Source organism: Pseudomonas sp. S31 (assembly GCF_016648105.1).
In the GTDB taxonomy this organism is placed as follows: Bacteria; Pseudomonadota; Gammaproteobacteria; order Pseudomonadales; family Pseudomonadaceae; genus Aquipseudomonas.
Map to the genome: position 1 here is coordinate 13,734 of NZ_JACVVE010000031.1, position 22,775 is coordinate 36,508.

20 protein-coding genes are annotated in these 22,775 nt (G+C 62.3%); 12 read left to right on the top strand and 8 right to left on the bottom strand.

The window, feature by feature from the left end; all coding sequences use genetic code 11:
- Nucleotides 1-118 precede the first annotated feature (118 nt).
- A complete protein-coding gene (locus IAE37_RS20770; RefSeq protein WP_201176512.1) occupies nucleotides 119-1,267 on the top strand; it encodes an iron-containing alcohol dehydrogenase in 1,149 nt (382 codons plus the stop codon).
- Between the two features lie 83 nt (nucleotides 1,268-1,350).
- Nucleotides 1,351-2,781, top strand: coding sequence for a DUF3360 domain-containing protein (locus IAE37_RS20775; protein ID WP_236410074.1), 1,431 nt, complete (start codon nucleotides 1,351-1,353; stop codon nucleotides 2,779-2,781).
- A gap of 121 nt (nucleotides 2,782-2,902) precedes the next feature.
- On the opposite strand, the gene IAE37_RS20780 is transcribed toward IAE37_RS20775, so the two are convergent.
- Both IAE37_RS20780 and IAE37_RS20785 read right to left on the bottom strand, forming a co-directional pair.
- Nucleotides 2,903-3,640, bottom strand: a complete 738-nt coding sequence (locus IAE37_RS20780; RefSeq protein WP_201176514.1) for an SDR family NAD(P)-dependent oxidoreductase — start codon at nucleotides 3,638-3,640, stop codon at nucleotides 2,903-2,905.
- Between the two features lie 134 nt (nucleotides 3,641-3,774).
- A complete protein-coding gene (locus IAE37_RS20785) occupies nucleotides 3,775-4,662 on the bottom strand; it encodes a LysR family transcriptional regulator (protein WP_201176516.1) in 888 nt (295 codons plus the stop codon).
- A 145-nt stretch (nucleotides 4,663-4,807) separates the two neighbouring features.
- Between IAE37_RS20785 and nfsA the strand changes: the two genes are divergently transcribed.
- Complete coding sequence (gene nfsA / locus IAE37_RS20790; protein ID WP_201176518.1) at nucleotides 4,808-5,629, top strand: oxygen-insensitive NADPH nitroreductase; 822 nt, start codon at nucleotides 4,808-4,810, stop codon at nucleotides 5,627-5,629.
- Between the two features lie 28 nt (nucleotides 5,630-5,657).
- Here the strand turns inward: nfsA and IAE37_RS20795 are convergent, their stop codons facing one another.
- Nucleotides 5,658-6,551 carry a LysR substrate-binding domain-containing protein gene (locus IAE37_RS20795; protein WP_236410075.1) on the bottom strand — a complete coding sequence of 298 codons (894 nt, stop codon included), beginning with the start codon at nucleotides 6,549-6,551 and terminating at the stop codon, nucleotides 5,658-5,660.
- Between the two features lie 111 nt (nucleotides 6,552-6,662).
- Between IAE37_RS20795 and IAE37_RS20800 the strand changes: the two genes are divergently transcribed.
- The 3 genes from IAE37_RS20800 (at nucleotide 6,663) to IAE37_RS20810 (ending at nucleotide 8,986) form a co-directional block, all read left to right on the top strand.
- Nucleotides 6,663-7,460: an NAD(P)H-dependent oxidoreductase gene (locus IAE37_RS20800; protein WP_201176521.1), complete on the top strand. Its 798-nt coding sequence runs from the start codon at nucleotides 6,663-6,665 to the stop codon at nucleotides 7,458-7,460.
- A 33-nt stretch (nucleotides 7,461-7,493) separates the two neighbouring features.
- Nucleotides 7,494-7,781 (top strand): DUF1330 domain-containing protein, encoded by a 288-nt coding sequence (locus IAE37_RS20805; RefSeq protein ID WP_201176523.1) that lies wholly within the window; start codon nucleotides 7,494-7,496, stop codon nucleotides 7,779-7,781.
- Between the two features lie 593 nt (nucleotides 7,782-8,374).
- Nucleotides 8,375-8,986, top strand: a complete 612-nt coding sequence (locus IAE37_RS20810) for a class I SAM-dependent methyltransferase (RefSeq protein ID WP_201176525.1) — start codon at nucleotides 8,375-8,377, stop codon at nucleotides 8,984-8,986.
- Nucleotides 8,987-9,199: 213 nt separating this feature from the next.
- On the opposite strand, the gene IAE37_RS20815 is transcribed toward IAE37_RS20810, so the two are convergent.
- Nucleotides 9,200-10,141 (bottom strand): LysR family transcriptional regulator, encoded by a 942-nt coding sequence (locus IAE37_RS20815; protein ID WP_201176526.1) that lies wholly within the window; start codon nucleotides 10,139-10,141, stop codon nucleotides 9,200-9,202.
- A gap of 304 nt (nucleotides 10,142-10,445) precedes the next feature.
- On the opposite strand from IAE37_RS20815, the gene IAE37_RS20820 reads away from it, so the two are divergent.
- From IAE37_RS20820 to IAE37_RS20830, 3 genes are all read left to right on the top strand, one after another.
- Nucleotides 10,446-11,609: an acyl-CoA dehydrogenase family protein gene (locus IAE37_RS20820; protein WP_201176527.1), complete on the top strand. Its 1,164-nt coding sequence runs from the start codon at nucleotides 10,446-10,448 to the stop codon at nucleotides 11,607-11,609.
- Between the two features lie 97 nt (nucleotides 11,610-11,706).
- Complete coding sequence (locus tag IAE37_RS20825; protein WP_201176528.1) at nucleotides 11,707-12,456, top strand: electron transfer flavoprotein subunit beta/FixA family protein; 750 nt, start codon at nucleotides 11,707-11,709, stop codon at nucleotides 12,454-12,456.
- Complete coding sequence (locus IAE37_RS20830) at nucleotides 12,456-13,385, top strand: electron transfer flavoprotein subunit alpha/FixB family protein (protein ID WP_201176529.1); 930 nt, start codon at nucleotides 12,456-12,458, stop codon at nucleotides 13,383-13,385. Before IAE37_RS20825 ends, IAE37_RS20830 begins: the two co-directional genes overlap by 1 nt.
- Before the next feature lie 223 nt (nucleotides 13,386-13,608).
- Here IAE37_RS20830 and IAE37_RS20835 read toward each other — a convergent pair whose 3' ends face one another.
- The gene (locus IAE37_RS20835; protein WP_201176605.1) at nucleotides 13,609-14,733 is read right to left on the bottom strand and encodes an MFS transporter; all 1,125 of its coding nucleotides are present in this window, start codon (nucleotides 14,731-14,733) and stop codon (nucleotides 13,609-13,611) included.
- A 292-nt stretch (nucleotides 14,734-15,025) separates the two neighbouring features.
- Between IAE37_RS20835 and rfaD the strand changes: the two genes are divergently transcribed.
- Together rfaD and IAE37_RS20845 are read left to right on the top strand one after the other, a co-directional pair.
- Nucleotides 15,026-16,057 (top strand): ADP-glyceromanno-heptose 6-epimerase, encoded by a 1,032-nt coding sequence (rfaD, locus tag IAE37_RS20840; protein WP_201176530.1) that lies wholly within the window; start codon nucleotides 15,026-15,028, stop codon nucleotides 16,055-16,057.
- Nucleotides 16,058-16,227: 170 nt separating this feature from the next.
- A complete protein-coding gene (locus IAE37_RS20845) occupies nucleotides 16,228-16,395 on the top strand; it encodes a hypothetical protein (RefSeq protein ID WP_201176607.1) in 168 nt (55 codons plus the stop codon).
- A gap of 53 nt (nucleotides 16,396-16,448) precedes the next feature.
- Here IAE37_RS20845 and IAE37_RS20850 read toward each other — a convergent pair whose 3' ends face one another.
- From IAE37_RS20850 to IAE37_RS29295, 3 genes are all read right to left on the bottom strand, one after another.
- Complete coding sequence (locus IAE37_RS20850) at nucleotides 16,449-16,736, bottom strand: DUF6555 family protein (RefSeq protein WP_201176531.1); 288 nt, start codon at nucleotides 16,734-16,736, stop codon at nucleotides 16,449-16,451.
- A 116-nt stretch (nucleotides 16,737-16,852) separates the two neighbouring features.
- Nucleotides 16,853-18,055 carry a zinc-dependent alcohol dehydrogenase gene (locus IAE37_RS20855; protein WP_201176533.1) on the bottom strand — a complete coding sequence of 401 codons (1,203 nt, stop codon included), beginning with the start codon at nucleotides 18,053-18,055 and terminating at the stop codon, nucleotides 16,853-16,855.
- Between the two features lie 55 nt (nucleotides 18,056-18,110).
- Complete coding sequence (locus IAE37_RS29295) at nucleotides 18,111-18,446, bottom strand: general stress protein (RefSeq protein ID WP_442967847.1); 336 nt, start codon at nucleotides 18,444-18,446, stop codon at nucleotides 18,111-18,113.
- A gap of 161 nt (nucleotides 18,447-18,607) precedes the next feature.
- Between IAE37_RS29295 and IAE37_RS20865 the strand changes: the two genes are divergently transcribed.
- Nucleotides 18,608-22,747, top strand: coding sequence for a CheR family methyltransferase (locus IAE37_RS20865; RefSeq protein ID WP_201176537.1), 4,140 nt, complete (start codon nucleotides 18,608-18,610; stop codon nucleotides 22,745-22,747).
- Nucleotides 22,748-22,775 lie beyond the last annotated feature (28 nt).

Sequence of the window (22,775 nt, forward strand, 5' to 3'; positions counted from 1 at the left end):
CCCCGAGCTCGAACCTCTTGAAAATCGGCCAAACCCCTCTGGCACGGGTGTTGTATGACTTTGGCACACGTTTTGTTACCACCCAGCTCGACTCAATTAAAACAACGAGGATGAGCCGATGACTGTTGCTGCCTTTCAGATCGCCAACAAACTGCTGACCGGCGCCAGCGCCGTTGAACGACTCGGCGCCGAGTTGACCCGTCTGAACGTCCATAACCCGCTGATCGTGACCGACGCGATCCTGGTGAGGTCGGGCACCGTCGACCTCGCCCTGGCCCAGCTGGGCGGCCGCCGTTATGGGGTGTATGACCAGGTCTTGCCGGAGCCTGAAATCGGCCTGGTCGAAGACTGCACCCGGGTTTACCGCGAAGGCGGCCATGACGGGCTGATCGGCCTGGGCGGCGGTAGCGCGATCGACATCGCCAAGGGCGTCGCGGCGTTCGCCGGCCACGAGGGGGACCTGGCCGAGTTGTTCGGGGTCGACCAGGTGAAGCGCAAGGGGCCGCCGCTGATCGCGATTCCAACCACGGCGGGCACAGGCTCGGAGGTCACCAATGTGGCGATCTTCTCCGACAAGAACGCCCAGTTGAAGAAGGGCATCGTCAGCAACTACCTGTTGCCCGACGTTGCGCTGGTGAGCCCGATCATGACCCGCACCTGCCCACCCAGCGTCACCGCAGCCAGTGGTGTCGATGCGTTGGTGCACGCGATCGAGGCATACCTGTCGTTGAACCGCTCGCCGATTACCGACGCCATCGCGCTCGGCGCCATCAAGATGATCGCCCGCGCCTTGCCCAAGGCCTTCGCCAACCCTGATGACCTCGCCGCCCGCGAGGACATGGCCACGGCGAGCTTGATGGGCGGCATGGCCTTCGGCAACGCCGGGGTTGGCGCCGTGCATGCGTTGGCCTACCCATTGGGCGGGCGTTTCAACATCGCCCATGGTGTCAGTAACGCCTTGCTGCTGCCCTATGTGATGCGCTGGAACAAGCTGGCTTGCGCCGAGCGCCTGCGCGACGTCGCCGAGGCCATGGGCGTGAATGTCGCCGGCTTGAGTGATAACCAGGCGGCGGACGCCGGGGTCGATGCCATGGCCGAACTCTGCGCCGCCGTCGCTATTCCCACCGGCCTGCGCGCCTTCGAGGTGCCTGAGGATGCCTTGCCGGCCATGGCCGAGGAAGCCAGCAAGATCGACCGTTTGATGCGCAACAACCCGCGCAAGCTCAGCGCCACCGATATCGAGGCGATCTACCGAGCTGCTTGGTAACGCCGCTGCAAACCAATCGTGTGATGAACTCGGCACCCTGAACGGGGTGCCAAAGCCTACAAGACCAATAAGACGGTATACCGATGTCCAACACAAACCATGAAACGCCCTACATCCCGTTAGGCCCGTTCAAGATTCGCCTGCCCTTCATTCACTACCGATTCGAGCTGCCCGACTACCTCCAGGGCCTGCTGATGTGCGCCGTGGACCTGGCCGCCATCCCGCTGATGACCGAGCTGCTGGGCATGCCGTTCGAGGTGGCCCTGGCGGTGGTGATGCTCAACGGATTGCTCTACCTCACCCACCATCTGCTCGGCGACCCCACCGTGCCGGGCTGGATCACCCCGGCCGTGCCGTTGTTGATGGCCTACTGCGCCAAGTTTCCGGAGGGGCCGGAACGGGTCCACGCGTTGATTGCCTTCCAGCTGTTGCTAGGGGTGTTCTCGATCGTGCTGGGCGCGACGGGAATGGCCAAGAAGGTGTTCGCCTACGTGCCCTCGGCGATCAAGTCCGGGATCATCGTCGGCGCGGGTTTCAGCGCCGTCATGTCGGTGTTCCAGGTGGGCGGCAAGTTCGATGTGCTGCCGATCACCATCAGCATCACCGTGGGCCTGGCGTTCTACCTGATCTTCTCCCAGCACTTCGCGCAGTTGAAGCTGCGCAATCGCTTCTGGTGGAACTTCGCCAAGCTCGGCATCCTGCCGATCATCCTGCTGGCGGTGGTGATCGCGCCATTGGCCCAGGAAGCCGCCTGGCCGACCATCAAGTGGGGCATCAGCACGCCTGATTTCGCCGGGTTGTGGAACAACTACACGGTATTTGGCCTGGGCATGCCGCCGGTTTCGATGTTCATTTCGGCGATCCCCATGGTGCTGGCGGTGTACATCGTGGTGTTTGGCGATGTGCTCAGCGCCAAGGTGCTGCTCGACGAGGCGGAGCAGGTACGCACCGACCAGAAGGTCGACTACAACCCGGACCGGGCGCATCTGATCTTCGGCGGCCGTAACGCGTTCATGAGCCTATTCGGCCCGGACGTCGCCATGTGCGGCCCCAAGTGGGCGGCGATGCTGGTAGTCATCATCGAGCGCTTCAAGGGCGGCCCCCGCGCCATGCAGTCGATCATCGGCGGGGTAGGGTCGTTCCGCTGGGGCACCAATACCGGCCTGCTGCTGTTGCCGGTGGTCACTTTGGTGCAGCCGATCCTCGGCGTCGCCCTGGCGCTGACGCTGCTGATCCAGGGCTACGTCAGCGTGCGCCTGGGCGTGCTGGAGGCGAAAAGCCAACGTGACCTGGGCATCGCTGGCGTGATTGGCGCGGTGCTGGCGATCAAGGGTGCGAGCTGGGCCTTTGCGGTGGGCGTGGTGCTGTGCCTGCTGATCTACGGCAAGAACTTCTTCAAGGGCGAGAACGACCGGACCTTCAGCAGAGACCTCGAAACGGCCGACGACAACGCTACGGCGCCAGTGGCTGCGGTCAAGAAAGCATCGGTTGCGCAACCGGTGGCGGTGGACTGACAAAGCTTCGCGGGTGAACCCGCTCCTACAGGAACACCGCCGTTCACGAATCCAGCGACGCACCTGTAGGAGCGGGTTCACCCGCGAATGGGCCGCAGCGTCTGCCATTGCTCTACGAGCCTCAGCCAGGAAGGCTGAGCTGCGCCATCCTGCCACCGTCTACGGTCCACACCTGACCCGTCACGAAGCCCGATTCCTGCGACGCCAGCCAGGCAACCAGATTGGCCACTTCCTCCGGCTTGCCGGTGCGGCCAACCGGGTGGATACGGCCAAGGCCTTGGCGGAACGCGACAGGATCGGGCATGTTCTCGATGAAGTCGACGTTCAGATCGGTATCGATCCAACCCGGCGCCACGGCATTGCAGCGGATGCCCTCATGGCTGTGGTCGATGGCGATCGCACGGGTCAGGCCATGCAGACCGGCCTTGGAAGCGCAGTAGGCTGCGTGTTTGGGGTTGGAGCCTAGCCCTTCGGTGGAGCCAATGTTGACGATCCTGCCGGCGGTTTTACGTAGATGGGGCAGGGCGGCCTTGATCAGGGCGAAAGGCGTGGTCAGGTTGACCGTCAGGCTCTTCGTCCACGCTTTCAGCGACATGTCTTCGGCGAGCACTTCCTGCATCATCCCCGCGTTGTTCACCAGTACGTCCAGGCGCCCGGCGATGCTGATGACCTGGTCGATGGCGACAGCAGCCGATTCTGGGTCGGTGAAATCCACCTGAATGGATTCGAACGTGTCGTCACCCGTGCGCTGCGCCGTGATCACCCGTGCACCTTCGGCCTGCAGCCTCAGGGCAATCGCCCGACCGATGCCACTGCGCCCACCCGTTACCAGCGCTACTTTCTGTTCGAAACGCTTCATTACTTCCTCACTATCGCGACTGCCATCCCGCCTTGGCGGGTCTTGCAATCAGCTTCTTCGATCCATCGTCGGGCAACAATAGACACATGGGGAATTCAGAATTTCGCAAATGAACGGGGGAGGGCAGCAGTGTTTCAGGTAACGCCCGGGTGGTTGCGCAGGTGTTCGACCAGCATGTCTACGAACGCCTTCACTTTCGGTGAGCGGTGGTGCCGCTCTCGATGCACGATATGGATAGGCCAGGCGTCTTCCTCATGATCGGACAACACTATCGCCAAGCGGCCGGCGGCGATCTGTTCGATGACTTGATAGAGGTGGAAGCGGGCGATGCCAATGCCCGATTCGGCCGCCGCAGCGGCAACATCGTTGCTGGTGGCGACGAAGCGCGGCTTCAGCCGCACATCCGCCGAGTCGAATCGCCAGTCCACCCGAGGTGCGGCACTACTGGCGGCGATGACTGCGTGCTGCTTGAGCTCGCCGGGGTGTCTGGGTGTGCCGTGCTGCTGCAGATACGCCGGAGACGCGCAGAGTACTTTGCGTACCGATCCGATGCGAATGGCCTTGAGACCTGAATCAGGCAGATGCCCGATGCGCACGGCGACATCGATGCCTTCGTCCATCAAGTTGACCAGACGGTCCTGGAAGAAAGCCGAAACGTCGACCTGCGGGTACTGTTTCATGTAGGCCAGGATGCACGGCAGCACCAGGGCCTTGCCGAACAAGGTTGGCGCGGTGACAGACAGACTGCCCGATGGGCTGGTACCGAGGTTGGCGGCGTCATCGTTCACCTGGCGGACCTGCTCCAGGATCGGACGACAGTTTTCCAGATACTGTTGGCCAGCCTCGGTCAGGCGAATATTGCGCGTGGTGCGCTCGATCAGTTGAACGCCCAGTTGCAACTCGAGCGCGGTGATTGCCCGGGTGACTGCTGCTGGGGAGATATCCAGATGCCGGGCCGCGCCAGCGAAACTACCCTGATCGCCGATAGCCACGAAGACTTGCATCAGGTGGAACTGGTCCATGCGCTGTCCTTGTGTGATGCATTTGCGAACCGATCAATAATGCTCGTCCAGAACGGTTTCGCCGGCATTGTAGATGAAACATTTCAGGCTAGGTGTGTCTTGCTGGATTCGATTTGGTAGCCTCGTTTTCTTTTGGAGACTGCCCATGACCGCTGAAGCCCAGTCGAAACTCACCGCGCGCTACGGCGCGCCAGACGTTTCGCCATTCGATCAATGGAACGCCACCCTCGACCAGTTGCTCGACCATCGCAGCGTGCGAGCCTTCACTGACCAGCCTTTGCCGGAAGGCACGATCGAAACCTTGATCGCAGCCGCACAGTCCGCCTCCACGTCGTCGAACCTGCAGGTGTGGAGCGTGGTCGCGGTTCAGGACAGTGAGCGCAAGAATCGTCTTTCGGCCCTGGCCGGCAACCAGGCCTACATTCGCCAGGCGCCGCTGTTTTTCGTCTGGCTTGCCGACCTGTCGCGGGTAGAGCGAATTGCCGGGCAGCAGGATGTCGAGCTGGAGGCGTTGCCGTACCTGGAAAGCCTGCTGCTGGGTACCATCGATGCGGCCCTGGCTGCGCAGAATGCCGTGGTCGCGTTGGAGTCTCTGGGGCTTGGCAGTGTGTATATCGGCGCTATTCGCAACGATATCGAAGGCGTTGCCCAGGAGCTGCAGTTGCCTGCCCAGGTGTATCCGGTGTTCGGTTTGTGCGTGGGGTACCCATCGGCGGATCGGCCGGCAAAGGTGAAACCGAGGCTGCCGCAGCAGGCGGTGCTGCATCACGAAACCTACTCAGCCAGCGGCGAGCAGGACGTGATAGCGGCGTACGACGAGCGCCTGGGTGCGTTTTATCAGCGCGAAGGGCTCAAAGCCTCTGGGTGGTCTGAACAGGTGATCAACCGGTTGCGCAGCGTTTCGAATTTGCATGGGCGCGAGGCGTTGGTTGAAGAACTGAACCGGATGGGGTTTGGGTTGCGTTGAACGTCGAATCCGTCGAGCGCTGAAACAGCTAGGTTGCCGGCAGGCAGGCAACTTGAGCGGTGCCGGTGAGCCATTCCCACACAATGCGTGCTGCGTCACTCAAAGCAAGATGCTTGGAAGCCACGAGGTAGTAGCCTTTCCCGGTTTTCAAGCATTGTGGAAACGCTTGGATCAAGCGTCCGGCCTGCACATCGTCTTCGACGAGCCAGGGACTTGTCAGTACCAACCCTTGGCCCCGTCGCGCGGCGTCGATAGCAACCTCGGACTGGTCGAAGCGCAAGGGGCGGCTCATGCCGTCAAATGATAATCCCGCAAGGGCAAGCCAGCGTGACCAGTGAGCATGGGATGTGGTGTAGAGCAACGTGGCGCCGATGATGTCCACTGGAGCACGTAAGCCGCACTGCTTTTGGTAACCCGCAGAGCAGTACACCCTCGCTTCATCCTTCAACAGCAAGTGAGAGTGGATGCCCTCATCCTGCCCATCAAAATGCCGTACCCCCATGTCGTACTCCCCACTATCCAGGTCAACCTTCGAGCTAGAGGCGTTGAGATGGATGCTGAGATCGGGGTGTCGGGAGACGAATTCGGGCATGCGTCTCGCAAACCACGAGCTCGCGAGGGCAGGAGGCAGACTGATACGCACCTCCCGTGTCCGCCTTCCCATCACTACTGAGTTGGCTTCTTCGATTTGCTGAAGTGCCGGCTTTACTTGTTCCCAGTAACGGATTGCGTGTTGCGTTGGCTCAAGCTTTCGGATGTGACGGATGAACAACTGCACACCCAGCCAAGCTTCGAGCTTGCGTACCTGCTGGCCCACTGCGCCGGGGGTGACGAATAGCTTTTCTGCAGCCGTGGTCGTGCTACCAGATCTCATTACAGCATCGAAATACGCTATCGCTTTGAGTGGGGTATCAGCTCGCATGGCGCAGTTTTTCTCCTTCATGACGTGAAAACATATGATTTGTAACGCCTGGGCAGGGCCAAGACAATCGAAACATCGGTTCGAGATAAAAACTGCAAGGGAGAAAACTCAATGAACGTCCTGATCGTCCATGCTCACCCCGAGGCCACATCATTCAACGGCGCGCTAACAGCGTTGGCGCTGCGAACATTGCAAGATCGAGGACACCATGTTCAGATCAGCGATCTCTACGCGATGAAGTGGAAAGCAACCCTTGATCCTGATGACTTCGCGCAACGTGCTGATACCTCGCGCTTCGAGCCCTCACAAGAACAAGAGCATGCCCAGTATCACCACTCCGTAAGCCCTGATGTCAGAGCGGAACAGGAAAAGGTCCAATGGGCTGACTTGGTGATCCTTCAGTTCCCTGTATGGTGGTTCTCGATGCCGGCCATTCTCAAAGGCTGGGTAGATCGCGTTCTGAGTCGGGGGTTCGCCTATTCCTCCGGACACAAATACGACACGGGTCACCTCAAGGGGAAACGCGCAATGTTGAGCGTGACCACCGGTACCGCTAGCACTCTGTACGAGCCCAACGGCGTCGACGGCGACCTCCATCACATCCTCTGGCCAATTCACAATGGCACGCTCGCTTATACCGGCTTCACCGTGCTGCCCCCGATTGCTTCGTGGATGCCGGCGCAGGTGGATGAAGCAATGCGAAAGCAATATCTGGCTGATTACGCCGAGCGCCTGGCCCACCTTGAAGAGCTGGAACCATTGTTCTTCCATCCGCGCCAGGACTACGACGATCATCAGCAGCTGAAACCCGGCGTGATCGCTCGCTCTGGCGTGCAATGGAATCCTCGCGCTGGCCAAACCTTCGAACAATCTGCAGCTGCATTCGCCGACAATGACGGCCGCCTCTGAAGCTCCGGTCGATCACCACAAAGGAAAAAATGAATGAAGGGCTATTGGATAATATTCTGCGGCGAAATCACCGACCAAGAAGCACAAGCGGAATACGCACGCCTGTGGGCGCCGATTGGGCAGAAATATGATGCGAAAATCAAGGTGCTGGATAGCGGCGCGATGGTCGAAGCGCTGGACACCAAACGTGTGCTAATCGTCGAATTCGCTAGTTTGGAACAGGCCAGGACCTGTTACAACGATCCCGCATATACCGCAGCCAAGGTATTTGCTACCCAGGCCGCCCGGCGTGAGGTCATTATTATCGAAGGGGATCTTTAGTTCGATCCAGAAGGAGAGCGCCATGCCACTGACTGGTAGCTCACAGAGGGGCTGTCTGCGCCGAAGCCAGGCCTTCCAGAATCATTGCTTGAGTGGTCGCCGAAAGGCCGGGCCAGTACTTGAAGGCAACGAAGTATGCGATTCCACCTATCACATATATTGCAAGCGCACAGGCGGTTACGACATAGCGTCCACTGTAGATGAACCCAGCTGTTTTCTTCAGAATTTCGGTCATGAGGAGGGATGAACTCAGAAAATACGTCCACGAGCCGCTGGCTCGGGAGTCTACGGACGTGGGATTTTATCCACCTACGCAGCAATACCGCCAGAGGCATTCTGTCGCAGGCCAGTCGCTGGCAACGGTGCGCCTGCTTTGTTTCCGAGCAAGCCTGCAGATGATGAGCAGGGTCGGGCAAAAAGAAGTACGGCATGGGCTCCATGTCGAAACCACGCACCCAATACAAGATTTAACATAATATGCATTATGCGCAGATTCGTATTTCCCATACGAGCGACACCCAGGGTACATTTCAATCTTGGAAACCCCCTCATGGACTTTCAGCCTCTAAAGCCGACCCAGGATGCCCCCATCCATGTCTCACCATCCATCCGCAGATCAGATCATCAGCCTCTATGATCGCCACGCCACCACTTGGAGCGATTTGCGCATCAACCATTTCGTCGACCGCAAATGGATCGAGCGCTTCCGTTCGCTGCTACCGCCGTCTGCAATCGTCCTGGATCTCGGCTGCGGTTCTGGCCAACCCGTGGCGCGTTATCTGATCGATGGCGGCGCGTCTGTTGTCGGTGTGGATTCGTCTGCGCAGATGCTCGCACTGTGCAGCATTCAATTTCCAACGCAGGAATGGATTCACGCAGACATGCGCAACCTGGCGCTCGATCGCCAATTCGCGGCCATTTTGGCCTGGAACAGCTTTTTCCATCTCAAGCCCGACGATCAACGCCAGATGTTCCCCATATTCCAGCGCCATGCCGCACCCGGTGCGTTGCTGATGTTCACCAGTGGGCCTTCCCATGGCGAAGCCCTGGGCGTGTTCGAGGGTGAAACGCTGTACCATGCGAGCCTCGATCCGCAGGAGTACACTGCGCAACTGACCGACCACGGCTTCGAGTTGCTGGAGCACATCGTGGAGGATCCGGAATGCGCTGGGCAGACGGTTTGGCTTGGACGCCGCCTACCCTGATTTATATGCGCTTAAATTATAACTACGCTAAATAGTCATTTAGCGTAGTTATAAAAACCAGTCTCAGATTCTCTTAGATCCGCCCTGCCCGCCGATGTGTTGCCCCGTGGGCCGCTGGGCCGCGCTAGCGACCTGCCCCACTTCATACCCGCCATGGATGACTGTCTTTTCACTGCCGGCAGGGCCTGAATTGAATAGCTTGCCTAGAGGGCCTCAGAGCATGTGCCCGGCCCAGATCCCCTTGCCCACCAGCTCTGTCGCGATCTCGATGAACGTCTGGCCCACGTAACGAGTGGCCGGGCTCACATGCCGGTCGGCCGGTGATACCAGCACCAGCTTGCGCATGGGCGTGGGGTCGATCAACGGCGCGGCACACAAGCTGCCGGCTTCCAGCAGTGAGTAGATCGAGGCCAATGGCAGCGCGGTGAAGCCGAATCCGTTGCGCACCAGGTCGATCATCGCGCCGAACGAATCGGCCTCTACGCTGGTGGCGATCTTGAAGCCACGTTCCAGCGCGCACTGGTCCATGATCTTGCGCAGGCCATGGCGCGGGCTCGGCAAGACCATCTGCTCCTGCGCAAGCGCCGCGAACGGCACCGCGGTGTCGCGGCCCAGCCCCGCCTCGGGCGGCCCGACCAGCATCAGGTTTTCCATCATCACCGGCTGGATGCGCAAGGTATGCAGCGGCTGCGGATCGTAGGAAATCGCCAGCTCCAGCTCGCCGCGCTGCAGCCAGTCCAGCAGGTAACCGCTGAACGCCGAGGAAAAACGGATCGACAGGTCGGGATGAGTGTCACGGATGCGCTTGACCAGCGGCACGGTGACGATCTCGGCGATGGTCGGCGTGGTGCCGATCACCACCATGCCGCGAAAGGCGGCGCGGCCACCGGCCACCGAGGTACGGATGGACTCGAGCTCGTCCATGATCCGGGTGGCATGCTCCAGCACCTCCAACCCGGCCTCGGTGATCTCCATGCCGCGCCCGTGCCGTTCGAACAGGTAGACCCCCAGTTCCTTTTCCAGTTGGCGAATCTGCCGGCTCAATGCCGGCTGCGCCACATGCAGGCGGTCGGAGGCCTTGCTCAGGCTGCCGAGCTCGGCCACGTGGATGAGGGTTTTGAGTTGCACTACGTCCATCGATCGACCACTGCACATAACTGTAGAAAGAGCCAGACAGGCCCTTGGGGCAACGCGCAGTCTAAACATTGGCTATCCGGGCGGCTATAGATTTCAGGTATATCAGGTCGCGGTCACTCAAGCGGCTGCAAGGTCTTCAGCGGCGCCGCTCAGCCACGACTGCCAACGAGCTATAGCATTTGGGCATATCTCAAAGAAAAAAAAGGTAGTCGTCGTCGACCTCGACTGGCGCCATGCTGTGGCAAAACAAAAGCAGCACAGGGTGGGGTCGGTAGCCGACCCACGATGACGCTACAGGCCCTGCCCGCCCTGGAGATCGCAGATGACCGAGCACAACCAAGAAGAATTGAGCGCCATCCGTGAAGGCGTGCGCGCCCTATGTGGTGATTTCCCTGCCGAATACTGGCGCAAGATCGACGAAAAAAAAGGCTTCCCGGAAGCCTTCGTCAAGGCCATGACCGACGCCGGCTGGCTCTCGGCGATGATTCCCGAAGAATTCGGTGGCTCCGGCCTGGGCCTGGCCGAAGCCTCGGTGATCCTCGAAGAGGTGAACGCCTGCGGCGGCAACTCCGGCACCATCCACGGCCAGATGTACAACATGTTCACCCTGCTGCGTAACGGCAGCGAAGAACAGAAGCGTTACTACCTGCCCAAGCTCGCCAGCGGCGAGTTGCGCCTGCAGTCGATGGGCGTCACCGAGCCCACCACCGGCACCGACACCACCAAGATCAAGACCACTGCCGTGCGCAAGGGCGACAAGTACGTGATCAACGGCCAGAAGGTGTGGATCTCCCGGGTCCAGCATTCCGACCTGATGATCCTGCTGGCCCGCACCACGCCACTGGCCGAGGTGAAGAAGAAGTCCGAGGGCATGTCGATCTTCCTGGTCGACCTGCACCAGGCCATCGGCAACGGCCTGACCGTGCAGCCGATCGCCAACATGGTCAACCACGAGACCAACGAACTGTTCTTCGACAACCTGGAAATCCCCGCCAGCAGCCTGATCGGCGAAGAAGGCAAAGGCTTCCGCTACATCCTCGACGGCCTCAATGCCGAGCGCACGCTGATCGCCGCCGAGTGCATCGGTGATGGCCGCTGGTTCGTCGAAAAGGCCAGCCAGTATGCCCGCGACCGCGTGGTGTTCGGTCGCCCGATCGGGCAGAACCAAGGCGTGCAATTCCCCATCGCCGAAGCGCACATCGAGATCGAGGCCGCCGACCTGATGCGCTGGCGCGCCTGTGAGGAATACGACAGCGGGCGCAACGCCGGCGCCGCCGCCAACATGGCCAAGTACCTGGCGGCCAAGGCCAGCTGGGAGGCGGCCAACGCCTGCCTGCAGACCCACGGCGGCTTCGGCTTCGCCAATGAATACGACGTCGAGCGCAAGTTCCGCGAAACCCGCCTGTACCAGGTGGCGCCGATCTCCACCAACCTGATTCTCTCCTATGTCGCCGAGCACCTGCTGGAGCTGCCGCGCTCGTTCTGAGCGCGCTCTGAACGGTTGGCGAACACAGCGAATCCATCCTGGCCGACTTGGGCCTGTCCAATGAACGAATCCAGCAACTGCGCACTTCGGGGGTCATATGAAAGTACTGGTCGCGGTCAAACGCGTGGTCGACTACAACGTCAAGGTTCGCGTCAAGGCGGATAACTCCGGCGTCGACCTGGCAAACGTCAAGATGTCCATGAATCCCTTCTGCGAAATCGCCGTGGAAGAAGCCGTTCGCCTCAAGGAGCGAGGCATTGCCAGCGAGGTCGTGGTGGTTTCCGTCGGCCCAGGTGCCGCCCAGGAGCAACTGCGTACCGCCCTGGCCCTGGGTGCCGACCGTGCCATCCTGGTCGAAGCCGCCGACGAGCTGAACTCCCTGGCCGTGGCCAAGGCCCTGAAAGCCGTTGTCGACAAGGAGCAGCCGCAGCTGGTCATCCTCGGCAAGCAGGCCATCGACAGCGACAACAACCAGACTGGCCAGATGCTCGCCGCGCTGACAGGCTTCGCCCAGGGCACCTTCGCCTCCAAGGTGGAAGTCGCTGGCGACAAGCTGAACGTCACCCGTGAAATCGACGGCGGCCTGCAGACCGTTGCGCTGAACTTGCCGGCCATCGTCACCACCGACCTGCGCCTGAACGAGCCACGCTACGCGTCGCTGCCGAACATCATGAAGGCCAAGAAGAAACCACTGGAAACCCTCACGCCAGATGCACTGGGCGTTTCCCTGGCCTCCACCACCAAGACCCTCAAGGTCGAAGCCCCTGCCGCCCGCAGCGCTGGCATCAAGGTCAAGTCGGTGGCCGAACTGGTCGAGAAGCTGAAAAACGAGGCGAAGGTAATCTGATGACTATCCTGGTTTTGGCAGAACACAACAACGATACGCTGGCCGCCACCACCCTCAATACCTTGGCTGCTGCGCAGAAGATCGGTGGCGAAATCGTGGTACTGGTGGCGGGCCAGGGCATCGCGGGTGCCACCCGCGCCGCCGCAGAAGTGCCCGGCGTTGCCAAGGTGCTCGGTGCCGATGATGCCGCCTACGCTCACCAGTTGCCGGAAAACCTCGCGCCGCTGATCGCTAACCTGGGCCGCGACTTCAGCCATGTGCTGGCCCCGGCCACCACCAACGGCAAGAACATCCTGCCACGCGTGGCTGCGCTGCTGGACGTCGACCAGATCTCCGAGATCATCTCGGTCGAGTCTGCCGACACCTTCAAGCGCCCGATCTACGCCGGTAACGCCATCGCCACCGTGCAGTCGAGCGCTGCGGTCAAGGTCATCACCGTGCGTACCACCGGCTTCGACGCCGTGGCCGCCGAAGGTGGCTCGGCTGCCGTCGAAGCTGTCGGCGCTGCGCATGACGCCGGTATCTCGGCCTTCGTCGGCGAAGAACTGGCCAAGTCCGACCGCCCTGAGCTGACCGCAGCCAAGATCGTCGTATCCGGCGGCCGTGGCATGGGCAATGGTGACAACTTCAGCCACCTGTACAGCCTGGCCGACAAGCTCGGCGCCGCCGTCGGTGCCTCGCGCGCCGCGGTCGACGCAGGCTTCGTGCCCAACGACATGCAGGTCGGCCAGACCGGCAAGATCGTCGCCCCGCAGCTGTACATCGCCGTCGGTATCTCCGGCGCCATCCAGCACCTGGCGGGCATGAAGGATTCCAAGGTGATCGTCGCGATCAACAAGGACGAAGAAGCGCCGATCTTCCAAGTGGCCGACTACGGGCTGGTGGCCGACTTGTTCGAAGCCATCCCCGAACTCTCCGCGCAGCTCTGAATCTGCACGCCCGCGCACTGGTGGCACGGAGCGAAGCTGACGCCTGAGCGTTGTCCGCCCCGGTTGCCGGCCCGCCATGTTCTGACGGGCTCGGCAGGCCGGCAACCGGGGCCCCTTTCCCAATTCGCCCTTGTAGGAGCGGGTTTACCCGCGAACACAGGCGAAGCCTGTGCCATCCATCGCGCTGCATTCTTCGCGGGCAAGCCCGCTCCCGTAGATACCCTCAGCTCACCTTGTCCCGCAACGACCGCATGACCAGCCCCACCAGCACGACGTTGAGCAACGCCAGCCCGACCAGGGTCAGCAGCACCCCCATCGCACCAAAGTGCTGGAACAGGTAGCCACCCACCAGCGGCGTCAGAGCTTGTCCGATCAACGAAGGCCGCGACATCTTGCCCATCAGCGCCACGTACTGCTCGGGTGGCATCAACGCCAGGGGCAGCAGCCCGCGCACGATCGCCCGCAGTCCGTTGCCACAGCCGAACAGCAACAGGCCCAGTGCAGTCGCCGCGGGTGCGCTGGTGACCAGCGCCAAGCCCAGCGCCACCAGTACCGAGGATACCAACGCGGTCCAGATCGGATGCCGCTTGCCCGCCAGGATCTGCAGCACCCGCGACGCCACCTGGCTCGGCCCGAGCAAGGCACACAAGCCGATGGCGCTGGCCAACGAGTGCCCCAGCCCCTGCAACACCGCCACCAACTGCACGGAAACGGCGGTCATGATGATCGCGCCCAGGGCGAAGATCCAGATCAGCAACAGATACACACGCCGGTCCACCGTACCGGCATCGGACGCAGTGGCGCGTTGTGCCTTGGCCACTTGCGGCCCCGCCGGGAGCACCCACAGGTACAACGGCGCGACCACCACCATCAGCAGCACGGCATAGGCCGTGCAGGCCGTGCGCCAGCCCAGATGCTCGATGACCAGAGCCACCAGCGGCCAGGTGATGGTAGTGGCGAACCCCGAGATCAGCGTGATGCCGGTGATCGCCCGCCCCGCGCGCTCGCCATACAGCGCCCCGAGCGTCGCGAACAGTGCTTCATAGAGCCCCATCGCCATGCCGGCACCGATGATCACCCAGGCCAGCAGGAACACCTGCAGGCTGTGGCTGTTGGCAACCACCAGCAAGCCGAGGCCAACCACCGCGCCACTGGCAGCCAGTTGCCAACGCCCGCCATGACGGGCGATCAGCCGGCTCGACAGTGGCGCCAGCAGCGCCGACACCATCAGCCCGAGGGACAGCGCGCCGTACACCCAATGGCTGTCCCAACCAGTTTCGCGCATGATTGGCGCCGCCATCACGGCCAGCAGGAAGAAAGAACCACCCCAAACCAGAATCTGCAGCAGGCCAAGCCAGAAAATACCGACAGGCCCAGGAAGACGTACACCAGCGTTCACAAGACAACCCATGCCGACAAAAAAGAGGCACGCCAAGGCTCGGAGAGCTCGGCGTGCAAGTTGCAAGTCTAAAGAGCGCCGCCGCCCGCTGCTATAGAATCCGGGCATTTCAGCTATGTCCAATGGCCAGCGCGGTGCAATGTCGCAGTGCCAACCTCGGTTTCATTGATCCCGGTTAAGTCATCGTTCGGCTATCACGCCCTAAAATGGCGGCTCCGCACCCAGATCACGAGGACATGGCATGACCATCATCGTCACGGGCGCCGCGGGGTTCATTGGTAGCAACCTTGTCCAGGCGCTCAACCAACGCAACGAAACCGACATCGTCGTCGTCGACGACCTGACCGATGGCGACAAGTTTCGCAACCTCGCCGATTGCGAGATCGCCGACTACCTGGACAAGGACGACTTCATCGAACGCTTCGCCAGTGGCCAGTTCGGCAAGGTTCGCGCCGTGCTGCACCAGGGCGCGTGTTCGAGCACCGTCGAAGGCGACGGGCGCTTCATGATGGACAACAACTACCGCTTCAGCCGCGACCTGCTCGAAGCCGCCCAGGCCCAGCAGGTCCCCATGCTGTACGCATCCTCGGCAGCGGTCTATGGCGCGGGCGACGATTTTCGCGAGCGACGCGAGTGCGAACGGCCGCTCAACGTCTACGGCTACTCCAAGTTCCTGTTCGACCAGCATGTGCGTCGCCAGTTGGCAGCGCCGCGCAGCCAGGTGGTCGGGCTGCGCTACTTCAACGTCTACGGCCCCCACGAGCAGCACAAGGGCGCCATGGCCTCGGTAGCCTTGCACTGCTTCAACCAGTACCAGGCCCATGGCAAGGTCAGCCTGTTCGGCCAGTACGGCGATTACCCAAGCGGCGGCCACCTGCGTGATTTCGTGTCGGTGGAGGATGTGGTCAAGGTCAACCTGTTCTTTCTCGACAACCCGCAGATGAGCGGTATCGTCAACGTCGGCAGCGGCCGCGCTCAGGCATTCAACGATGTGGCCCTGGCCGTTATCAACCGGCTGCGCGCGCAGCATGGCCAACCGCCTCTGACGCTGCAGGCGGCCTTGCTCGAGGGCATCCTGGAATACAGCGCGTTTCCCGATCACTTGCGTGGCAAGTACCAGTGCTACACCTGTGCCGACCTGGAGCGCTTGCGCACGGCAGGCTTCAAGGCATCTACATTGACCGTCGAGCAAGGCGTTGCTCGCTACTGCGACTGGTTACAGGGTATCCAGAGCCCGCCACCTGCCCCTTTCAGGCAAGCGGCGGCAGCGTGAGGATCATTGATCATGACGACCGTTGGTCGGTTCTGGGACGAATTGCACTGATCCCACGTCGCCAGGCCGGGCTCTCATACCATGAGGGGTGGTCAAGGGCTTGCCTCTCACTCCTGTCTTGGCCTGCCCTTCGGGTGGGCCTTTTTTTCACTCCAGGCGAGGGCACCAGCATGCACAGGTACCAGATGGGTGGAGGCAATGTACAAGACGACTGGCCAGAGCTCGAGCCCGACCAGCGCAACGATCGCGCCGATGATCCCGATGCCGATCCGAATGTCGCAGATGACGAGCAGAACCGACCGGGCGTTCCGGCCAGCGATCCAGAATCCGGCGCTTGAGCCGTGCAACCTCCGGCAGCCCCGGCCATCGTTGGAATGGCCGGGGCGACAGGTTACAGGGTGGCGGAATCTTTCTCGCCCGTGGATGGGTCCGCGGCTGGCTGCACGGCCTTGTCACCCGACAGTCGCCAGCTTACGGCAGTGATGCCGAAGCGCTCAGCCATGGGGCGGCTGACCTTGCGAATCTTTTCCCGGCCGAACTTGGGAATGATTCCGATACCCGCATCGCAGCTAGCCCAATGCCAAGCTTCGGCATTGTCCATCTTTTCCAGGCGAATGATGAAACTGCGCGGCTTGCCGTGCAGCTGGTAGTCGATGATGTACAGCTGGGGACTAGGCATCCCGGGGCCCTCCTCTTCTCCATGGATGACTTCCTGATGGAGTCCCGCCCACGCCGGAAGATTCAATAAATCGTCGAACAATTCGCGCGAGCGGTGACGCGGGCCCCTTCAAACCCTCAAAGCGGTGCCCCTGGATTGGCGTCCGACGCCGCACCCGGCACCAGGATCACCTTGCGGCAACGGTCCTGGCGCTCATCGAAGATTTCATAGGCTCGGGCTGCATCCTCCAGGGCCATGCGGTGGGTGACGATCGCGTCGGGGTTCAGCCGGCCGGCTTCGATGTGCTCGAGCAGCTCGGGCAGGAAGCGCTGCACGTGGGTCTGCCCCATGCGGAAGGTCAGTCCTTTGTCGAAGGCATCGCCGAACAGGAAGCCATGGACGAAGCCGGCATACACTCCCGGCACGCTGACGACTCCGCCACGCCGCACAGCCGCGATGCTCTGGCGCAGCGCCTTGCCGCTGCTGCCTTCGAGCTTGAGCGCGGTGAGCACGGTTTCGGCGGTGCTGCCCTTGGCTTCGAAGCCCACCGCGTCGATCGCTGCATCCACGCCACGCTTGCCAGCGGTCTGGCGGATGATGCTATAAGCGGGGTCGTCGTTGTGAGCGAAGTTGATCGGAATCACGCCGTAGGCGTCACGTGCATAATCCAGGCGGTAGCCGCATTCATCGACCATGAAGATGAGTTCGGCGCCCAACATTCTAGCGCAGGCGGCCGACAACAGCCCCACCGGGCCGGCGCCATAGATCGCCAGCGACGAACCCGGCTTGATCTCGGCATTGAGCACCGCCTGCCAAGCGGTGGGCAGGATGTCAGAGAGAAACAGCAGTTTGTCGTCGGCCAGTTGCCCAGGCACCTTGAACGGCCCCACATTGCCCTTGGGCACCCGCACGTAGTCCGCCTGGCCACCGGGAATGCCGCCGTACAGGTGGCTATAGCCGAACAGCGCAGCGCCTGGGGCAATGGCCTTCTTGTTGAGGATCGCGCCCCGGCCGGTATTGGTGGTCTCGCAGGCTGCGTAGAGCTCCTGCTGGCAGAAGAAGCAACCGCCGCAGGCGATCACGAACGGGATCACCACCCGGTCACCAGGCTGCACGGCCGTTACCTCGCTGCCGACCTCCTCGACGATGCCCATGAACTCGTGGCCCAGGATGTCGCCGCTTTCGACCATGGGCATCTTGCCGTGGTACAGGTGCAGGTCCGAGCCACAGATGGCAGTGGCGGTCACCCGCAGGATCACATCATCCGGTTCGTGCAGGATCGGGTCAGCAACGGTGTCGACCCGGACATCGCCCGAGCCGTGATAAGTCAATGCGCGCATGTGCAGCCTCCAGAAGGAAGAAGCGCCCGTTTGCGGGACGTCAGCACAATATTAGTCACTCACTCTTGGTACGCCCGCCTCCGTGGCTGTTCTGCCCACCCTTGCGCCCCGCTTCCGAGGCGCGTGCACGATCATTGGCGAAATTTCCGCCCGAGGCCTGGCCGCCCTTGTGGCCCGCGCGGGACGCTCTTTCTCGGTCGTTGGCGAAGTTGCCCGGGTTGGTTTCCTTGGTGCCGCCACGCTGGCTGGTCTGTTCTTGATCACGCGCCATGTCGTATCTCCTTGCGATGGGTTGGGTTGCACGGGCTCCATTGGGTCCCGCCCTACTTCCGAGCCAACCAGGCGCGGGAAAGCTCCCTCCCGTGGAAGCGCCACTGACGAGCGGCGCCAAAGGTTGGCGCGCCGGTCAATGCAGCGCCGCAATCTGCCGCGTACATGGCCAAGGTCGTGGCCTTGAGCGCTCGCCGTGGTGTAACGTGCGGGCCTATAATTCTCGTTCAAGTGGCCCATGTGGCTCACGAGGCCCAACATAGGTCTGCAGAAGGCTAAGCGATGAAGTCGTCCCCCCCGAAATCCGCGTCCGGGCCCGATAACCCTCATCTGGCCACCAGTCACCTGAACTTTCCGGTGGTGGGGATCGGTGCCTCGGCGGGCGGCCTGGAGGCCATCGGCACCTTCTTCCGGCACATGCCCAGCGACTGCGGCATGGCCTTCGTGGTGGTACTGCATCTATCGCCGGACCACCAGAGCGTGGCCGACCGGATCATCCAGGAAGCCACGGCCATGCCGGTCAGGCAGGTCAGCGACCCGGTCCCCATCGAACGCAACCATGTCTACGTCATCTCGCCGGCCAACCGCTTGTCGACCAACGACGGTTACCTGCGGGTCTCCCCTGCGAACCGGCGACGCGGCGATCACGTGGCCATCGACCTGTTCTTCCGCGACCTGGCCGACGTACACAAGAGCCATGCGTTCTGCGTGGTGCTGTCGGGCACCGGCGCCGATGGCGCGGTCGGCCTGTCGCGTATCAAGGAACAAGGCGGCGTGACCCTGGTGCAGAGCCCCGATGACGCCGAGTATGACGGCATGCCGCGGGCTGCCATCGAAACTGGCATGGTCGATATGATTCTGCCAGTAGCGGAAATACCGCAGAAACTGCTCGACCTCTGGCGTACTGCGCGCCAGGTCCGCTTGCCGGAGATCGGCGACGACAACCTGCCGCCGCCCCTGGGCAACCCGACCGAACAGACCCAGGCCGGCGAAACGCTGCTCGAGGACATCCTCCAGCGCCTGCACGGCGATACCGGCCATGACTTCCAGCACTACAAGCGCGCCACGGTGCTGCGGCGCATGGAGCGGCGCCTGCATGTCACTGGCCAGACCGACCTGGGCGCCTATCTGAGTTACCTCGAAAAGCACCCGGAAGAGTCCGCCGCGTTGCTCGCCGACATGCTCATTGGCGTCACCAACTTCTTCCGCGATCGCGAAGCCTTCGAATCGCTGGAGCGCCATGTGCTGCCGCAACTGGTCAGCGAACCCGAGGACGCCGACAACCCCGGCGAGGTGCGCGTCTGGTCGGCCGGCTGCTCCACCGGCGAGGAAGCCTACAGCCTGGCCATGCTGGTGTGTGAGCAACTCGACTTGGACCGGCGCGAGGCCAAGGTCCAGGTGTTCGCCACCGACCTTGACGAGCGCGCCATCGAGGTTGCCCGTTCCGGCACCTATCCCGAAGCCATCGTCACCGACGTGCCGCCGGCGCGCTTGCGACAGTTCTTCGTCAACGAAGACCAGCACTACCGGGTACGCAAGGAAATCCGCGAGAAGGTCCTGTTCGCCCGCCACAACCTGCTGTCCGATCCACCGTTCTCGCAGATCGGTCTGATCGTCTGCCGCAACCTGCTGATCTACCTCGACCGCGAGGTCCAGCGTGACATCCTGCAGATGTTCCACTTCGCTCTGCGTCCGGGTGGTTTCCTGTTCCTGGGTTCGTCCGAGTCGGCCGATGCCGTTGACGAGCTGTTCGTCCCGGTGGACAAGCGCAACCGCATCTACCGCGCCCGCGATGTCCGGCCGATCGCCCGCCGCTCCGGCCGGCATCTGCTCGATACCGAGCCGGCCCCGGCGCCGGTGAGCAAGCGTGCCGTCGCCAAGCAAGGGCGCAAGCATGCCTACGCCGAGATTCACCACCGGGCCTTGGCGCGGCGCACCCCGCCTAGCCTGATCGTCGACCTCGAAGGCAATATCCTGCACATGAGCGAAGGCGTAGGCCGCTTCCTCCAGCTGGCAGGCGGCGAGCCCAGCCGCAACCTGATCAACCTGGTGTTGCCGTCACTGCGCCTGGCCCTGCGCAGCTCCCTGTTCCAGGCCCGCCAGGGCAGCCAGGCGATCACTTCGCGGCCGGTCGAGCTCAGCGATGGGCAACTCAAGCGCCAAGTCGAAATCACCGTACAACCGCACACGGACGAGCCCAGCACAGCCGATTGCCTGCTGGTGGTGTTCGAGGAGCGCCCGGCTGACGCGCCGTTGCCGGCATCTACCGACATCCGCCAGACCGACAGCATGGTCCTGAACAACCTCGAACGGGAGTTGCAGCGCACTCGCCTGCAATTGCAGGAAACCATCGAGCACTCGGAGATCTCCAGCGAGGAACTGACCGCCTCCAACGAGGAAATGCAGGCGATCAACGAGGAGCTGCGCTCGGCCAGCGAAGAGCTGGAAACCAGCAAGGAAGAGCTGCAGTCGATCAACGAAGAACTGCTGACGGTCAACTACGAACTCAAGACCAAGGTGGAGGAAACCGACAAGGTCAACGACTACCTGAGCAACCTGATCGCCTCCACCGACATCGCCACGGTGTTCGTCGACCGCAACCTGCACATCCGCTGGTTCACCCCACGCGCCACCGATCTGTTCAACATGCTGCCGGTGGATACCGGCCGCTCTCTGCTCGACATCACCCATCGCCTGGTATACCCGGAGCTGGCCGAAGACGCCCGCGCCGTTGTCCAGGGCCAGGCCATCGTCGAGCGCGAGGTCAGCACCAGCAGCCAGCGCTGGTACCTGGCGCGCCTGCTGCCCTACCGCTCCAGCGAAAAGCACATCGATGGCACGGTGCTGACCTTCATCGACATCAGCAAGAGTCGGGCTGCCGAAGAGCGCGTACGCCTGGGCGAAGAGCGCATGCGCCTGGTGGCCGAGAGCACCCATGACTTCGCCATCATCCTGCTCGACGAACAGGGCCTGGTGACCGACTGGAACACCGGTGCGACACTGATTTTCGGCTACACCAAGGAAGAAGTGCTGGGCGTCAGCTATGCCTTGATCTTCACCGACGAAGACCGCCACAACGGCGTGCCCGAGCAGGAACTGCGCAGTGCCCGCCTGCATGGCCGCGGCCAGGACGAGCGCTGGCACGTACGCAAGGACGGCAGCCGCTTCTACTGCAGCGGCGAGGTGTCATTGCTCAAGGGCTGCAGCCTGCGTGGCTACGTGAAGATCGCTCGCGACCTGACCGGCCACAAGCGCCTGCACGACGAGCAGAGCAAGCAACTGGCCGAGTCGCAGAGTTCCAGCCACATGAAGGATGAGTTCTTCGCCGTCATGTCACACGAACTCAAGCACCCGCTGAACCTGATCCAGCTCAACGCCGATATCCTCCGTCGCCTGCCATCGGTGAAGACCGTCGGTGCCGCCAGCAAGGCCGTGAGTACCATCTGCGAGGCGGTGTCGAGCCAGGCGCGCATCATCGACGACTTGTTGGACGTGGCGCGCATCCGTACCGGCAAGCTCAAGCTCAAGACCGAGCCCGTGGACCTCACCGAGATCCTGCGCGGCATCCATGGCGTAGTCCTGAGCGAGCAGCACATCTGCCCGGTGCATCTGGACATCGCGACCGATGCCGGCGCGCTGTTGATCGTCGGTGACAGCACCCGACTCGAGCAGATCATCTGGAACCTCTTGAACAATGCCTTGAAGTTCAGCCCCAGCGGCAGCCCCATCAGCCTGCACCTGGCCCGCGACGGCATCGACGCAGTGTTGCGCGTGGTCGACCAGGGCATCGGGCTGGACCACGCCAGCCTCGAACACATCTTCGACCTGTTCAGCCAGGCCGCACCGCACGCCAGCCACAGCCGCGAGGGCCTGGGTATCGGCCTGTCGCTGGTGCGACAGCTGGTCGAGGCCCACGGCGGCACGGTGCTGGCAAGCTCCCCAGGGCTCGGCAAAGGCTGCAGCTTCACGGTGCGCCTGCCATTGTGCGCGCCGGAGCAACAACTGCGCGGCGAGCACATGCAAGCGGAAATCGAAGGGCGCCTGGCGGGTATCCGAGTGCTGCTGGTCGACGACTCGGTGGAGGTGCTGGAGGTCATGCAGCAATTGCTGGAGATGGAAAGCGCCGAGGTCGCGGCGTTCAACGACCCGCGCAAGGCCCTCGAAGCCGCGGCCCAAGGCGAGTACGACGTGATTCTTTCCGATATCGGCATGCCGGTGATGGATGGCCATGCCCTGATCAAGGCCCTGCGCGCGCACCATCACCTGCGCCACACCCCGGCCATCGCCCTGACCGGCTACGGCGCCAGCGCCGACCAGCATCGTTCGCGGGAGTCCGGGTTCGATCGGCACTTGAACAAGCCCGTGGGCTACGACGATCTGGTCGAGACGATCGAATCGCTGAGCGGCTCGGTGCCGTACTGACCGCACGGCCGGTGACCTCGATCGGGCG

What these genes read in the sequence shown, in the direction of transcription:
- IAE37_RS20825 (WP_201176528.1), top strand. Translation starts at nt 11,707, where the DNA reads ATGAAAGTACTGGTCGCGGTCAAACGCGTGGTCGACTACAACGTCAAG.
- nfsA (WP_201176518.1), top strand. Translation starts at nt 4,808, where the DNA reads ATGACCGCTGAAGCCCAGTCGAAACTCACCGCGCGCTACGGCGCGCCA.
- IAE37_RS20775 (WP_236410074.1), top strand. Translation starts at nt 1,351, where the DNA reads ATGTCCAACACAAACCATGAAACGCCCTACATCCCGTTAGGCCCGTTC.
- IAE37_RS20850 (WP_201176531.1), bottom strand. Translation starts at nt 16,736, where the DNA reads ATGCCTAGTCCCCAGCTGTACATCATCGACTACCAGCTGCACGGCAAG.
- IAE37_RS20855 (WP_201176533.1), bottom strand. Translation starts at nt 18,055, where the DNA reads ATGCGCGCATTGACTTATCACGGCTCGGGCGATGTCCGGGTCGACACC.
- IAE37_RS20820 (WP_201176527.1), top strand. Translation starts at nt 10,446, where the DNA reads ATGACCGAGCACAACCAAGAAGAATTGAGCGCCATCCGTGAAGGCGTG.
- IAE37_RS20800 (WP_201176521.1), top strand. Translation starts at nt 6,663, where the DNA reads ATGAACGTCCTGATCGTCCATGCTCACCCCGAGGCCACATCATTCAAC.
- IAE37_RS20865 (WP_201176537.1), top strand. Translation starts at nt 18,608, where the DNA reads ATGAAGTCGTCCCCCCCGAAATCCGCGTCCGGGCCCGATAACCCTCAT.
- IAE37_RS20770 (WP_201176512.1), top strand. Translation starts at nt 119, where the DNA reads ATGACTGTTGCTGCCTTTCAGATCGCCAACAAACTGCTGACCGGCGCC.
- IAE37_RS20810 (WP_201176525.1), top strand. Translation starts at nt 8,375, where the DNA reads ATGTCTCACCATCCATCCGCAGATCAGATCATCAGCCTCTATGATCGC.
- IAE37_RS20815 (WP_201176526.1), bottom strand. Translation starts at nt 10,141, where the DNA reads ATGTGCAGTGGTCGATCGATGGACGTAGTGCAACTCAAAACCCTCATC.
- IAE37_RS20830 (WP_201176529.1), top strand. Translation starts at nt 12,456, where the DNA reads ATGACTATCCTGGTTTTGGCAGAACACAACAACGATACGCTGGCCGCC.
- IAE37_RS20805 (WP_201176523.1), top strand. Translation starts at nt 7,494, where the DNA reads ATGAAGGGCTATTGGATAATATTCTGCGGCGAAATCACCGACCAAGAA.
- rfaD (WP_201176530.1), top strand. Translation starts at nt 15,026, where the DNA reads ATGACCATCATCGTCACGGGCGCCGCGGGGTTCATTGGTAGCAACCTT.
- IAE37_RS20785 (WP_201176516.1), bottom strand. Translation starts at nt 4,662, where the DNA reads ATGGACCAGTTCCACCTGATGCAAGTCTTCGTGGCTATCGGCGATCAG.
- IAE37_RS20795 (WP_236410075.1), bottom strand. Translation starts at nt 6,551, where the DNA reads ATGCGAGCTGATACCCCACTCAAAGCGATAGCGTATTTCGATGCTGTA.
- IAE37_RS20845 (WP_201176607.1), top strand. Translation starts at nt 16,228, where the DNA reads ATGCACAGGTACCAGATGGGTGGAGGCAATGTACAAGACGACTGGCCA.
- IAE37_RS20780 (WP_201176514.1), bottom strand. Translation starts at nt 3,640, where the DNA reads ATGAAGCGTTTCGAACAGAAAGTAGCGCTGGTAACGGGTGGGCGCAGT.